General features: G+C 52.7%; 10 protein-coding genes. All 10 read right to left on the reverse strand.

The features are described from left to right. Positions 1-40: 40 nt before the first annotated feature. The 10 genes from CFLAV_RS00070 to CFLAV_RS00120 all read right to left on the reverse strand — a co-directional run bounded on the left by CFLAV_RS00070 (position 41) and on the right by CFLAV_RS00120 (position 14,496). The gene (locus CFLAV_RS00070; protein WP_007412519.1) at positions 41-940 is read right to left on the reverse strand and encodes a hypothetical protein; all 900 of its coding nucleotides are present in this window, start codon (positions 938-940) and stop codon (positions 41-43) included. A gap of 234 nt (positions 941-1,174) precedes the next feature. Further along, positions 1,175-1,675: a ferritin-like domain-containing protein gene (locus CFLAV_RS00075; RefSeq protein ID WP_007412520.1), complete on the reverse strand. Its 501-nt coding sequence runs from the start codon at positions 1,673-1,675 to the stop codon at positions 1,175-1,177. A 29-nt stretch (positions 1,676-1,704) separates the two neighbouring features. After that, the gene (locus CFLAV_RS33765) at positions 1,705-2,976 is read right to left on the reverse strand and encodes a PRC-barrel domain-containing protein (protein WP_007412521.1); all 1,272 of its coding nucleotides are present in this window, start codon (positions 2,974-2,976) and stop codon (positions 1,705-1,707) included. A 73-nt stretch (positions 2,977-3,049) separates the two neighbouring features. Next, a complete protein-coding gene (locus CFLAV_RS00085) occupies positions 3,050-3,904 on the reverse strand; it encodes a M14 family metallopeptidase (protein ID WP_007412522.1) in 855 nt (284 codons plus the stop codon). A 31-nt stretch (positions 3,905-3,935) separates the two neighbouring features. Continuing rightward, entirely contained in the window at positions 3,936-5,834 is a 1,899-nt protein-coding gene (locus CFLAV_RS00090; RefSeq protein WP_007412523.1) for an ABC-F family ATP-binding cassette domain-containing protein, read from the reverse strand. Positions 5,835-6,182: 348 nt separating this feature from the next. Further along, entirely contained in the window at positions 6,183-10,259 is a 4,077-nt protein-coding gene (locus CFLAV_RS00095) for a Calx-beta domain-containing protein (RefSeq protein WP_007412524.1), read from the reverse strand. 161 nt (positions 10,260-10,420) lie between these two features. After that, positions 10,421-12,028, reverse strand: a complete 1,608-nt coding sequence (locus tag CFLAV_RS00100) for a peptide chain release factor 3 (RefSeq protein ID WP_007412525.1) — start codon at positions 12,026-12,028, stop codon at positions 10,421-10,423. A 66-nt stretch (positions 12,029-12,094) separates the two neighbouring features. Continuing rightward, positions 12,095-12,367: a hypothetical protein gene (locus CFLAV_RS00105; RefSeq protein WP_007412526.1), complete on the reverse strand. Its 273-nt coding sequence runs from the start codon at positions 12,365-12,367 to the stop codon at positions 12,095-12,097. A gap of 637 nt (positions 12,368-13,004) precedes the next feature. Then, a complete protein-coding gene (locus tag CFLAV_RS00115; protein ID WP_007412528.1) occupies positions 13,005-13,511 on the reverse strand; it encodes a hypothetical protein in 507 nt (168 codons plus the stop codon). A 505-nt stretch (positions 13,512-14,016) separates the two neighbouring features. Then, the gene (locus CFLAV_RS00120; RefSeq protein WP_007412530.1) at positions 14,017-14,496 is read right to left on the reverse strand and encodes a hypothetical protein; all 480 of its coding nucleotides are present in this window, start codon (positions 14,494-14,496) and stop codon (positions 14,017-14,019) included. Positions 14,497-14,670 lie beyond the last annotated feature (174 nt).

Genomic DNA, 14,670 nt, shown 5'->3' on the forward strand with positions numbered 1-14,670 from the left:
AATGAAGGTCATGTTTTAATGCACTGCCTTTTCAAGGATTTCACACTGTTGCTGGCGTATCCAACGCGCGCGCGCGAGCGAAGGAGGCTGCTCCACTCGCACCTCCCGCAGCGGCCGCGATAGCACTCAAAACCAGCATGCCAAAGGCACTCCAACCGGCAATTGATACTCCTTTGGCTGTTTTCTCGCCAACCACACGCGCTTTCTGTTCAACCTGGCCCTTGGTTTTCTGATAATCCTGGACCCAACGATCCACGGTGCGGTTTGCTTCGTCCTGGCTCATGTGGTTGTTTGACACCAGAAGGTTTACAACGGATTGACGGGCCTCCTGGTCGGAACCATCGCTTTTTAACAATTTGCCAACAGCAACGGTTAATTGGGCGTTTTCTTGCGCGGTGTTATCTTTCGAAACGGACTGGATATCTTGCTTGATGGAATCCGCGCCGCCCCCGGATGCCCCCTGCAGAGCAGAGCTAATTCCGCCCGCTCCACCAGAATCGTTCTGCATTGAAGCCACAGCTTCTCCGGCTCCAGGTATGGCCTGACCAAGCAGTTTGGCCCCACCACTAAGAATGCCACCAATGCCCATGGTCATGAGAATCAAGGTTAACAACGTGGTTGTTCCCCATGTTACCAGCCCATGCAGACTGCCTTCCCGGGCAAATCCCGCCATTCGACCCGCGACCCAGGCACCGCAAAACATTGAAATTAAGCTGGTTACTATCAACCAAATTGCGGCACCAATCCCGAAGCCTTGCCCAGGATTTTGCTGTGACAGGGGGCTTACAGCACTGGCACCTATGCTTATACCAAGTATGGTTAATACAAGATTTACCACCAAGGTGATGATTAATCCGGCAAAAATTGCCGCCCACGATATCCGTCTTAGAGCCGGTTGCCGTGGTATTACCGATTGTTCATATACAACTTCCTCTTTCATAATTTGCTCCTTCATCGGATGTCGAACTATTCTATAATTCTGAATTCCAGATTAGGGTCAAACTCATGTTCCTTCCGCAATCTCTTTATAAAAGATAACAAACAAGGAGCTTTCATTTTATGGGGTGTTGTGCCAATGACAGTTTTAACGTCCCCATGAAAGAAGCTTAATTTGAAAAATGGCCCCGAGTTAAGTTCCGTGATCAGTCTGCTTATTTTTAAAAGATGGGCGAATTCAAACCTCGGCGAGCGCTCGCGAATTAATGCTGGTCTTTGCCAGTTCGCTTAGTTTGCGATCTGTTTCCTCCTCTTCATCCAAAATTTGTCCCAACACTTGTTTAATATCATCCCGACCCATTTGTGAAGCCCACTGCATGATTGTGCGATAGCTGGCTATCTCATAGTGTTCGATCTTTTGAGCCGCGCCAATGATTGCCGCATCCTTGACTGGCGGAGTGACCTTGGAACTGAGGATTTCTTCAGCCTCTTTCAAAATGCCTCTCATGGCCTCGCAAACCTTTGCCTTTGGCGGCTGTCCGAGCATTTTAAAAACCTCCTCAAGCAGGTTTACGTGACCTTCTGTTTGTTGGAGATGCTCTTCGATGGCAGATCTTAATTCCGATGACTTTGCCTTCCTGGCTGCCTTGGGCAGAGCCCTTGTTAATTGCTTCTCTGCGTGGTAAAGGTCTTTGATTTCCAATAGAAACATGTCATCCAACGAATCGATTGTTTGCATGGGCGCAAGCCTTTCGGTTTCAAATCTTCCTATCTATGGCTGACTTCAAGATCGTTTTCCACATTGCCCGCCCCCGCCGCCTGTTCGGCCAGTTGAAAAACCTGCTGCTTTTCCTGCGCTGAATGCACTGGCCCACGTAAAATGACTCTTCCATTGGCAGTAATGATCTTGACGTTCTTGGCTGTCATGGAGAGACCATCATCCTTCATCACGGAGCGGCGAATGTTTTGCGTGATCTGCAAATCCGCTTTTGATTCCGATTGTGACGTAGGAGTCACCGCGCCAGGCTGACGATCCCTTTCATTCCTGGCAGTATTGTCAGCGGCTGCGCCGCCGTCGGAATGAGGTTGATAAATAAACACAGCGGCTGATCCCGTAGCAGCGCCAGCTTCGGGCCAGCTGACATCATCAAATGGACGCGCTTGCTGGAACCGGTCGAATGTTATGTCGGTCATAAACTTGTCTCTCGTGCCGGAATTGACATTCAAAGAATCTACAGGAATCGCGTACATTTGTTTTCGAGCCTGTTGGTTCGCGTCTTTGATCATCGAACCGGGTTTTACGATCGCAAAAATCTCCTTTGAACCATTTACATCCACCAGCAAGTCGGAAATCTTGCCGAACTCCTGACCCTCTCGATTGACAATTTGTTTTCCAACCAGATCACTTGCTAATTGCACGCTGCCACCTGGTCTGGAGGTTTCACCGCTTCCCGTCGCCCGGCCGGTTGGCGGCAAAGCTGGCACGGCTGGAGGTTGATTTACAAGGGCGGGTGCCTGCTTTTGATAATATTGGTACATCTGCTTCATGTGCGAGGCGTCTCCCAGGTTTGCCAACTGAGCCTTGTCAAATCTCGGAGCGGTATTCCAGCGATCCTGCGTAATGTCCAGCGAAAGGGTATCTTTCTTGCTCGTGGCAGCAGATACGGCGGAGGGAGGAACCGCCTTTTCATGCCCGCCAATTCGAGCCACTCCGCCCGATGAAATGATGACGTAATCGAGACGTCCGGAGCGCGTATCCACCACCAGGTCTTTAATCGAGCCAATTCTGTCTCCGTTTTTGGTTTCGACATTTTTTCCCATCAAAGATTTGGCGGTTATTCCCAGATCACTGGTCATTTCCCTGGAAGTGTGACTGCTCGAGAGAACATTGGTTGTAACCTGTTGCCCAGCCAATCCCGATGATTGGCTGGAACTCTGATTTGGCGCGTCGGGGGTTTGTGCAAAAACTTGGATCGAGCCAACACCAGGGCTTAAGGTGCCAAAGGCTAAAAGGGCGCACCTCAACAGATAGTGTTTCATCAAAAACTATCGATCCGGGTCATTGCACCTGCCATGGGGCCTTTTGCCCAAGTTTCCAAACCCGGCGCAAGGGTCAGATGTTTTGGGCAAAGGAAATCAATTGGCGATACTCAGTCAGAACCGTCCGAAGAAAAACGTCCAACGCCTTCACCTGTAAATCCACGGACGCCAGATGCGGCGTTTCGAAAATGATTTCAAAAGGAATCGGAATCACGTCACTTGGCGCTGCAAGCACACCGTCATAGCTGCCGTAAATAATCGAGTCCTGTGCCGCAAACCCATCGATCAATGGATGGCAATTCCTCGGCAGAACCTTTCCAGCCTCAATTAATGCGGGGCGCAGCAGGTTCCTGGTCAGCGTGCAGCCACGTACGAAACCATAAATGCCATCGCTCGTATCATCTGCATGCAGTTGGATGATTCCATTAAAGTGCAGCGAGCGCAGTTCATGTTCCAGGTGTTGCACTTCGGCTTCCACCGAGGATTTCCAAAACTCCCGGTTCAAGTCGAGCCCGCGCCGTGAATGCCGCGTGTTGTCTTCGAATCCTGTTGGATTGCAGATCGGGTAGGCGCAGATTACGTAGTTCTGTGCCAACTCTGGTGCTTCCGCCAGATCCAGGAGAAAACGAATCAACGCCAAAGTTCCCGCTGGTTCGTCCCCATGAATGGCCGCAAAAATTCCCAGGCGAATGGGGTCATGGCTGTTCGGACCACGGAAAACAAACCGGGGAATGGAATAGGGTTCTCCCTTTACCTCGAAGGTGGGGAGAAAGTTGACCTCAATACTTTTATGTTGAAAGAGCGGCTCCAACAGATGGTGAATGGAACGCCGCCCGTTTTCTCTCATCAGGCGGCACGCAGCCCGACTTTCCAACTCCCCATCCATGCCAATTCCATTCTCGTCGAAAATCTTTCTAATCACAAGCATAGGACACCTCGAATTGGGTATCCATTCAAATTCACGCTGGTTCCTGTTTAAGGCTCTCCAACTCCTCCCATCGCGCGTAAAGTGCTGCCAACTGCTTTTTTCCGGTCGCTACCTGCGCTAACAATTCGTTCGTTTGTTGTCCGTATTTCTGATGAAAGTCCGGTGTCAGGAACAGAGCTTCAACGCGCCCAATTTCCTCCTCAACCGCAAGGATTTGTGCCTCCATTCCTTCCAGCTCACGTGTTTCCTTGAAATTCAACTTGCGCGGCCGCTTGGTGGCGCCGGGTTGGGAATTCGGTTGAGGTTTTGCAACTGGTGAAACAGGCTTTTCCTCCCTGGCCAACGGGCGTTTTTGTTTCTCCAAATAGTAATCATAGTCCCCAACGCTATAACGAATCTGCTCATCGCCTTCAAAGGCCAGGATGCCGGTGCAAACGCGGTTCAAAAAATAACGATCATGGCTGACCACGAGCACACAACCAGGAAATGCGAGCAATGCCTCCTCCAAAATACGCAGTGTCGGCAAATCCAGGTCGTTGGTAGGCTCATCCAAAATGAGAAAGTTCCCGCCATTCTTCAAAATACGCGCGAGCAGGAGGCGGCTGCGTTCGCCGCCCGACAGATATTTCACCTGCGTCTTGATGCGTTCGTCGGTGAAAAGGAACCGTTTCAGATAGGCACGCAGGGAGAGTTTACCTTCGCCAAAGACGACAAACTCCGTGCCGTCGCTGATCTCATCGAATACCGTCTTTTCTTCGTTCAACTGGATGCGCCCCTGATCCACGTAGTTGAATTTGGTGAGCTGGCCAATTTTTACCGTGCCTTCGGTTGGTGGCAATTCACCAATGATTGCCTTCAGTAGCGTCGTTTTTCCCAATCCGTTCCGTCCTGCGACACCGATGCGCATGCCGTTTTCAAAAGTAAAATCAAACCCTCGGAATAGCATTTTGCCGCCGCGCTCCATCCCAACGCTTGATAGCTCAACCACGCGATTCCCTAATTGCGGGGGTGGGGGAATGACCAGCTCAACATCCGACTCGATCTCCGGCGGTCCAGACGCTTCGACTTCGTAATAACGATCCAACCGGCTCTTCGATTTGGTGGTTCGCGCCTTGGGGCCGCGTCTCACCCAATCCAGTTCACGCTTTAAAAACATCTGCCGCTTGTGTTCAACGTTTTCCTCCGCTGCCTGCCGTTCGGCTTTGCTCACCAGGTAATCTGTGTAATTGCCGCTGTACGAAAAGAATTTCCCGTTCGCCAGCTCCACGATGCAATTTGTAACGCGATCGAGGAAATAACGATCATGCGTTACCAGCAAAAAGGCTCCCGTGAACGCTTCCAAGAAAGAGGCCAGCCACTCAATCGACTCCGGATCGAGATGGTTGGTCGGTTCATCCAAAATCAACAGGTCTGGCCGGGCCACGATCGTCCGGCACATGGCGACCCGACGTTTTTCTCCTCCTGATAAGGTATCAATCCGCCGGTCGCCAGCAGGAACGTTCAAGTGCGACATCGCGGTTTTGATGCGACTGTCCAAAGTCCAACCCTCATGTGCCACGATGCGTTCTTCAAGGTCGGCATGCCTTTTGGATTCGGCGGGCAGACTTTCAAACTCGTGAATCAAGTCGAGCAGATACCGTGCACCTTCACGGATGTTCTCATACACGGTGAGACTTTCATCCAACGAAAAAGTCTGTGGAAGGTAACTTACGATCAGATCGCGTTTGCGGGTTACTGTTCCCGTATCCGCCTCCTGTAACTGTGCGAGAATGCGAAGGAATGTCGATTTCCCGCTGCCATTCCTGCCCACCATGCCGATGCGATCGTGTTCCTTGATCGCCAGTGAGGCCTTGGTGAGAACAATCTGCTCGTTATACCGCACCTCAAGGTCTGTCGCCGTCAAAATGGCTGTTTGTGCTTCGTTGGACATTATTCGATTTTGATTCTTGTATCTATCTGCTCAGCAACTTGCGTGGCGAAGCAGGTGAGCAGCATACCCTGCCGCATTGCTTTCGCAAAGCCGGGCAGAATACCAACCACATGCCCCAACACAAATCAATATTCACGATTTCCGCTGCTTTGCATACAATCTCAGCCGATAGGGCTGGAAGAAGGAGTGGGGGAAGAATAAATCCTCAAATAACCGTTCGCTCGCTCAGAGGAAAGTCATAAGGGCACTGAGCTGACCGGCCAAATATTCCTGGTAGTGCTCCCGGATAAACATCCAACCGGGACACCTAGGTCTATTTCGCTGGCACGGTTATGACTCGGCACCGGATCATTTCGTAACTTTCAAGCGAAAGTACCGTGCCGCCGTGGTGCTCACTTTATTCGTATCTTGAACGGTCACATTAAGAAATGACCCGTTCGGGAGCTCGAAAACTGAGAAGGCACTGATGTTCGCCGTCGGGCCACCGCCGATACTGCGCGCCAACGGACTCCATATCCCCGTGCCAATATCCGAACTGGCCTGGACCTCGTAGGTAAGGTCCATTGCCAGCGGATTGCGGTTAAATACCATTTGCAGGCGATCGTTTTTGATAGTCACAATCGGCACGTTGGTTGCCGAGGGAGTGAAGGGAGACAGTCCAAGCGCGTACTTTAACAGGTTGGCCACACCATCGCCGGCAGGTGTTGCGGTAATGCCACTGATAATCGCATTCGTGAGCTGTTGGGCGGTAAAATTCTGCGCGGCCCAGGCGGCATAATTGTATTGGACCGTGACGGTGGCTTGATTTATCAGGCCCAACTGGATGCCGGCTCGGGGGAGCGCGAGGTTCAAATTGAAGGTGCGTCCAGGGATGGCGGTTGAATTACAGGTCACCACCACCGTCCGAGGCGTGGTGTCGCCATCCGCCCAGCCCAGCGTGCCCTGGGTGGCTACATAATCGGTGCCACGAATCGCTGTGCCGTCCTGGGTGCTGTAATCCAATTGAACTGCGCCGGAACTCCCGTTCACGCGTTGCACGGTGAAGGCAGCCGTGCCGCCTGGTCCGACCGCAGCATTGGAGGCGGTGAATGTGCCCACCCCGTAGAGATTGGTGATTCCGCTAAAGAGCGCTTGGGAGGTGACACCATAGATGGTTCCCAGGAAGGCGCCTTCCAGCGCCCCTGGCCCACGAATGTTGCCCATACTGGGAGAGGCGGCCACCAGCCGCCCGTCCGGGCGCAGCGCCAGCGCAGAAATGTATTGATTAGCGCCGTTGGCCGAACCGGTGCCATTGTCCCAGGTTGGATCGAGCGCGCCGGTGCTGGTCAACCGGATGAGATTGTTGTTCGTCACCGCGTTGACCGTGGAGAAGATTCCACCCACCACCACCTTGCCATCTGGCTGAACGAGGATTGACAAGATTCTCACCAGCCCGTTTCCGGTGAACGATGTATTGAAGGTGGGATCCGGGGAGCCATTCCCATTCACCCGAAAAAATGTTTGCCCTCCCACGAGGACTTTACCGTCTGGTTGCACTGCGAGGCTGTGGGGGATGGTGTTAACGTCGTCCGAAGTCACGAGACGGAAGGAATTATCCTCGGTACCATCGGCATGGAGGCGGATGGCCTGCATCCACTGGCGCGGATTAATTTTCGTTTGGAGCCCGCCGACGAACAGAATCCGGACTTCATTGGCGGAACCGTAGTTGTCCAGGACAACGTCGTTGATGTCCGTACCCATGTAGTAGTTGCCGTTGTATCGAAAATCCACCGACCCATCGGGAAACAAGCGGCAGACGCCCAGGCAGGCCTGGCCGCCCACGTTTCTGAACCCGCCCGCCACCACGATCCGGCCATCCGGTTGCACCACTAGGCGATGAACCGGGCCGTCAAAACTGGGGGGATGAAACGTGGTATCCAATGAGCCATTTGCGTTCACGCGCGCCAGGTTGGGCATGGCGGGGACAAGATTGTTGAGGTTGTGGAAACTTCCGCCGAGGAGAATCTTGCCGTTGGGTTGTCGGCGGATCGTTTCGACACCCGAAAATGGTTCCGTGGCACCAATGCCGCTGTCAAATGTGTAATCCCGGCTGCCGTCGGCGAGCAAGCGCCCGAAGTGGCCCACCGCCGGGCTGATCTCGCCCTTCCCGCGCCCAATGCTGGTGAAAAGGCCCCCGACCAACATGGTGCCGTCAGGTTGCACCTCAAGCGACGATATACCACCGCCGCCGAGGCCGTCCATGACGTCGGCCAGGTAATTGTTATCGCAGTTACCCGGAGGACGTAGGGAAACAGTAATGGTGCCGGGGTTGATGAGCACCCCGTTTACAATGTTTGTGAGGATGACGGTGAAGCGCGTTTCGCCCAGGCTCGCGGGGTATTGGAACATCGGGAACGTGAGGACGCGGGGAGTGGTGTCGCCATCGGCCCAGGTCAACGTCCCGGAGTCGCCGATGTAGTTCGTGCCGGAGATGGCTGTGCCATCCACGGAAGCGTAGGTGGCGGTGGTCACGCCGCTGGCGCCGCCGAGGCGATAGACCGTCACCGTGGCCGCATTGGTGGTGGTTTCAAAGAAGACGAACTTGTTCGAGAACGTCAGGCGCGGTTGGAGGGCCACCTGGATGTCGAGATACTCGTTGGGCGCCGTGCCGCCCTGCGCCACGGTGGTAATGGTGACACCCGCGTTGGTGTCGATCAAGGACTGACCGACCTCAAGGGCGGCGTTAAATTCGTTGACGCCGGGGTTGTTGCACACCAGCAGGTCGCTATTGCGGTTGAGTTGGTAGCCGAATTCAATATAAGCGCCGTTGGCAAGGTTGACACCATTTGTGACCTGACGCCGGTAACCGATCCAATAATCGCGAAGGATGTCCCGGCTGATTTTTAACGCCATAGTGTTGCTGAGATAATTTGCGCCCGGGTCGTCAAAGCGATAGACCCGATACGTGCCTGGACTGGTCACCGTCCGCACCGAGTTGTCCGGGATCCAGCCGAGAATGTTTTTGAACCAGGGATTGAAATGGTGGTGGATGTCAATGCCCGAGCCCATGAGGTCATACTGATCCCCATACTCCTGGCTGATGAAGCCGATGGCGCCGTTGTAAAAATCGGCGAGGAGGTCGGTTTCTGTCCCGATGGTGGTATGGTTGGCTGGTTTCCACCAGTTGGCGTGAAAGACGCCGTAGGTGTGACCGATTTCATGAGCCACGACGGAGACATACCAATAGCCGTTGATCAGAAAGTTTTTGCTGTAGATGTTCGCGACGCCGGCATAAGTCATCCGCGAACCGGGGAGCTTGCTCAGGTCGGAGCAGACAACCCCAAGGCGATCATACTGGCCCAGGTCGTAGTTCGTCCCGGCAATGGCCAGGGCATCGTCGCGGATCTGCCCCGAATAATCCGTATAGCCGTTGCCCTGCGAATAGTAGGCGGCTGTATGGGGCAAGCGGTAAACCGGGCTCACGTCGGAGGCACTGATGAGGAGGTCGGTGTTGCTATAGGAGGTTTGGGCAAAATAATTCCGGATGCCATCGGGAGAATTGAACAGGCTCGTAACCTCGTCGGGAGTGATGGCATTGGTGAAGCCAGCGACGATGGGTTCACCCGGCAAATCGCTGAAATCAACACGGATCATCAACACCTTTTTGGGGCCATGGGTCCAGGCCATGTCCGGACGGCCGCTTAACTCCGAACTCCCCACAGCGGCACCGCCCCACGCCTTTCCGCCATAACTGGATGTATCCCGCAGAGCGAGTTGATCATCGAGCGACACGCCTTCGATCGCGGTTTTTTCAAGAGAGGGTTGTTGCATCATTGGCCCGTAAACATAAGCGAAAAAATTTGTGCCGTTGAGCGTCACGCTGCGCCTCAACTGCTCGGGCGCCTCAGGTTGCCCGGGGCGAGGGGTCAGACAATCCAAGTAGTAATTTCCGATGCCGCTCACCTGAGTTTCCAGCAGTGTGCTCACCGCTGCGGGCAGATTCTGTCGATCGGCATCAGTCAGAGCCTGGGCAAGAGCGGTCTTGGGATCGGTTTGAATCAGCGCCTTCAACGCTTCGCGGCGTAACTCTCCGAGTTTGATGCCTTCGTTAATGAGTGTTGCCCGAGTCTGTGCATCGCTTTGCTTGTAACGTTCAGCCCAAACGGCAAATCGTTGGAATGGGGAATCCACCGTCGTTGCTGGAGTGGTGACTGAAGCCTGTTCTTGCTTCTCTGCCACAACCGTTGCTTTGCCGGGTGAAACCTGAGATGCCTTTATGGAAGATAAGTTTGCAGGACTGAGGGAGGCTTTTAGTGTTTGATCAGTGCTGTGCTTCGCCGTGAAAACAGCCACACCTGCCATTGCAATTGCAATGCCTGAGGCAATTACTACCCGTGGCCGAGTGCGCAGGCTGTAACCCAGAAAACCCTTAGTCCCTTTTTCCATAGGCGGCACACGTGAGCAAAAACCATGCGCGAAAACGCTGCTGCTAAAAAATCAATTTAATTGCTGAAATAATTGAAACCATTACTTCATTTTGTCCCGATTGTGGGCATATGTCTCGCAGCGCTGGTAGGCCAACAATCAGATCATAATCACATTTTAAATCATGCTGCTGCCAATAAACTTCCGGGCGGCAGATTCGACAACGGCGCTTTGGTATTGGTCTGCGTAAAATAATTCGCCGACCAATCATTTGAAAATAAAACCACCGGGTTATTGTCACTGTCGAAGGCCAGCTTGGAACCGGTCGGCAACTGCAATGCATCCAATTCCTCTTCCTTCAATTCAGCCGGCAGCCATCGCATCACCGTCCAGGGGGCCAGTTCCAAACGCGACTCCGCGCCATATTCACTCTCCAACCGATACTGCGCGACTTCGAACTGCAACGGTCCTACCGCCGCGAGCAGGGGAATCTTCGCCGCCGAATCCTTTAGATGCAAAATCTGAATGACACCTTCCTGCAGCAACTGATCCAGACCCTGGCGAAATTGTTTATACTTCGCCGTGTTCGGATTGTGTAGAAACGAAAAACTCTCCGGGGTGAACCTGGGGATCTCGCGATACACAATCTTCGTATCCGTCGTCAAGGTATCGCCGATGCCGAAATCAGAATGCCCCACCAATCCAATGATGTCTCCCGGATACGCTTCATCCACCGTCTCGCGTTCGTTCGCAAATAGCTTGTGCGAACTCGACAACCGCACCTTCTTCCCCGTACGCGAATGAATCACTGTCATGTCACGCTCAAATTTGCCCGAGCAAACACGCAGGAACGCAATGCGATCCCGATGCCGCGGGTCCATGTTGGCCTGAATCTTGAAAATAAATCCCGAGAATTCCGGTTGCTCGGGTGTGACGATGCCACAATCCACCGTGTGCGGTTTGGGAGCCGAGGAATGCTTGAGAAAACCATCCAGCATCAACTTCACTCCAAAGTTATTCGCCGCACTGCCGAAGAATACTGGCGTCGTCTTGCCGGCCAACACAGCCTGCTCATCAAACGATTCACCCGCCATTTGTAACATGTCGAGTTCTTCGGTGACCTTTAGATAAGTCTGTTCATCTAACCGCTCGCGAATCACCGGGTCAGAAAGATTGCCAATGGAAACCGGCGCGCGAAATTGTCCACCCACCGTGCGCTCGAACAAATGCACCTCGTGCGAATGCCGGTCAAACACTCCCTTGAAATCGGCTCCATTGCCAATCGGCCAGTTCACGGGAAACGCCCCGATGCCCAACACCCGTTCCAATTCATCCAGTAATGCCAGCGGTTCCAACGTCGGACGGTCGCACTTGTTCATGAACGTGAAGATCGGCACTCCCCGCTGGCGACAAACTTCAAACAGCTTCCGCGTCTGGCTCTCGATACCTTTACCCGCGTCAATCACCATCACCACCGCGTCGACCGCTGTGAGCACGCGATATGTGTCCTCGGAAAAATCCTTGTGACCCGGCGTATCGAGCAGGTTGATGCGATAACCGTCATAATCGAATTGCAGCACGGTCGAGCTGATGGAAATGCCGCGCTTGCGTTCCAGTTCCATCCAGTCCGACGTAGAAGCCCGCTGATTCTTGCGCGCTGTCACCGACCCCGCCAATTGCACCGCGCCGCCATACAGCAGCAATTTCTCAGTCAACGTCGTCTTGCCCGCATCCGGGTGAGAGATGATGGCAAACGTTCGTCTCTTCGCTATTTCAATTTTTATATCCACAAGGGCGCGAAATATAACCTCATTTCAGCCTCTAACAAGGACGAATCTCGCAGTCTTCCAGCGGTTTTATCCTAAAAACGCGGCCGCCACACTCATCAAAATCAAAAGTATCAGGAAAATAAAAATCACCAGCGCGACCTTCGAAAAACCTGAGCGTCTCTGATAAATGGTTTCGCATTGAGCACAACGAACCTGCTCCTTACGACTTGCCCCATAAAAGAATGCAGGAATCCATCCGCCAAACAGGACCCACCAAAGCTTAAACTGGCGCTTTAGAATCACGGTCGGTTGCCAATCCTGACTGCCACACTTCGGGCAAAGGGTGTCTTGATTACTCATGGTTGCAGGCGTATGTCAGTTTTATTACTTACAAAATACCAGGCAAGCACGCCTGTTGCCACGCCCTTTTCAAGTATGGCTAATCCTAAGCTCCTTCTAACTTTCTTCGGGTATATGCGAAAATGGAATGCCCGCTAAAGGGATCCCCCACAGGCTTCCAACTCCACCCAGGCATGCTCGCATCAGTTTCCTGAAATGGAAACCAGGAGCTGATCCCCGGTACCACATAATATCCTTCCTCTGAAGGCCCATCTTTCCTTAGCACGATGACAACGTTTGCCATGTGGTGATAGACCGCAACCGGCTTCAGTTTCCTGACTGCCTCAGGCCAGCAGCCTGGAAGAATGTTCCCATCCTTTAATTTCACAAGATTCCGCTGCATCGTCATCTCATTCACCTCTTTTATTAATTCCTGTCTCTGCAGCTCCAACAAGCGGACTGTCTGGGCTTGCTGCTGCGACTCTGAGTTGTGGGAGCTCGCACATCCTGTCAGAGCTAAAACACACAACAATATTGCAATGATTTCGCGCATATTATCCTTTTGTTTAATTTCGGTTTGCATTTCCCCATTCTTCTGGAATCCAACACGACCGGTGCTCATCTCTTACGGTGTTGCCATCCTGTGAACCGATTCAATTCAGTCCCGTATGACCAGGATCTTCAAATGTTTGAATCGTCGGTCGGAGTAACTATCAAAACCGAGTCGCAATGCCATTCCATCAGTGAACGGAATGCTTGTTGTGGCGACCTTTCCTTCGCTTGACCTCGGATTGTCCGATATTTCCTCTCCGGATGAATAGGGGACGCCAAGGATTTCACTCTGCTCCTGTGTTGGGCTACGCAGCCAATGAATTTGCAAGGTGCGGGCAGGAAATTCTCCCTGAACCACGCGCTCCACGTTTGCGGTCAGGTCGAACTTCCATCGTTTCGCAAGCGGCCCCAGCATGCTTAGATTCTCTCTCAGGTTATAGTCAGCCATCTCCACCACGTTCGTGCATCGAACTTCGAGAACAATTCGGCTGGAAGCCGCCAACCACTCCATTTTATCTGCCGCAACAGCAGTATAGCGCTGCGTGCCCAAGCCTCGGCAACCTACCACAATCGGCAGCAGACAGATCAATAACCACAAGGTCTCTACGTTCATGAATCCAATCCTTACTGTTCAGGCTGCTTCGCGATCTTGGCCGGATTAGATACTAGACTGCCAGCTATTTCGCAAAATATAACGAATAAACCACCCAACCAACCAGGACGATTCCCAGCACGAGAAGGCTCCAATAAAAGATCAAATAATGCCGTTTCTGCCTCTCCGTCTCCTTATTTCGGTTCGGGTTGGTTGATGAACGACTCCTTCAATGGCAGCAATTGCAGCCTGAATGATTCCAAACGGATTCATGTTGTATCACGTTAAACTGAACTTTACGCTCAATGACTTGGTTACAAAACCAAACCACAAAGAAACACCTCTGTACTCATTAACGCCGAGCATCGATTCCTGACAGTCTGCTCAACCCTTCTTCAGTGTCCTTATCCGCGTGCATCGGCGTTCATCTGCGGTTGAAGTCAACGACACGAAGTGCTTCATTCAAGTTTACAAAAAAGCCCAGCATCGGCTGGGCTTTAAATATCTAAATGTTCCAGAGTCCGTCTTATTTCTTCGCCGGCTCAGCAGCGTTCAGGAACGCCCCAATCTCCTGGTCAGCCATTGCAAATTTTTCGATGTTCTCCGCGTTGGGCTGGACCTGCATTAGATCACGGGCCAGTTGTTGCACCTTGAACTTTCCGTCCACCGTGGAAACCAGGAAGACATTGCCATTGGCCACATCATATTCGGTGCCGGCGATACTGATTGTGCCGCTCCTGCCGTCCCGTGTATTGGCAACAACTGGAACTTTCGTCCCATGGGAAGTAACATGCTCCTCCGGATCATTCGCATCGGCAAGAGGGCTGTCGGTGAAAACGAGCACGGTGGTGACGATATCACGCGAGGCAAACCACGCAGCGCCCTTGCTCAGCCTGACGTTCGCAGTGCCACTGGGGCCCTTGGGAATTTCGGCGGGAGGAGTCTGCTTGGGACCACAACCGATGATCAGGCTCGCCAGGGCGATTAAAACTAGAATGTTTTTCATGCGTGTTCTGGGGCCTATCTTTTGCAATGAGCAGGTGGTTTGTCAATAAAGCTAATTGCACTGTGGCTGAGTTAGTCGGTTTCGATCAAAAGGGGAGCTTTCCCTTTCTTATCCACCCCCTTATCGATTCTTTGTGCAATGATATCTCCAATAACTGACTTTACCGTGTATCTC

Origin of the sequence: Pedosphaera parvula Ellin514 (assembly GCF_000172555.1) — a bacterium.
Classification (GTDB): Bacteria; Verrucomicrobiota; Verrucomicrobiia; order Limisphaerales; family Pedosphaeraceae; genus Pedosphaera.

What these genes read in the sequence shown, in the direction of transcription:
- CFLAV_RS00070 (WP_007412519.1), bottom strand. Translation starts at nt 940, where the DNA reads ATGAAAGAGGAAGTTGTATATGAACAATCGGTAATACCACGGCAACCG.
- CFLAV_RS00090 (WP_007412523.1), bottom strand. Translation starts at nt 5,834, where the DNA reads ATGTCCAACGAAGCACAAACAGCCATTTTGACGGCGACAGACCTTGAG.
- CFLAV_RS00095 (WP_007412524.1), bottom strand. Translation starts at nt 10,259, where the DNA reads ATGGAAAAAGGGACTAAGGGTTTTCTGGGTTACAGCCTGCGCACTCGG.
- CFLAV_RS00075 (WP_007412520.1), bottom strand. Translation starts at nt 1,675, where the DNA reads ATGCAAACAATCGATTCGTTGGATGACATGTTTCTATTGGAAATCAAA.
- CFLAV_RS00085 (WP_007412522.1), bottom strand. Translation starts at nt 3,904, where the DNA reads ATGCTTGTGATTAGAAAGATTTTCGACGAGAATGGAATTGGCATGGAT.
- CFLAV_RS00120 (WP_007412530.1), bottom strand. Translation starts at nt 14,496, where the DNA reads ATGAAAAACATTCTAGTTTTAATCGCCCTGGCGAGCCTGATCATCGGT.
- CFLAV_RS00105 (WP_007412526.1), bottom strand. Translation starts at nt 12,367, where the DNA reads ATGAGTAATCAAGACACCCTTTGCCCGAAGTGTGGCAGTCAGGATTGG.
- CFLAV_RS00115 (WP_007412528.1), bottom strand. Translation starts at nt 13,511, where the DNA reads ATGAACGTAGAGACCTTGTGGTTATTGATCTGTCTGCTGCCGATTGTG.
- CFLAV_RS33765 (WP_007412521.1), bottom strand. Translation starts at nt 2,976, where the DNA reads ATGAAACACTATCTGTTGAGGTGCGCCCTTTTAGCCTTTGGCACCTTA.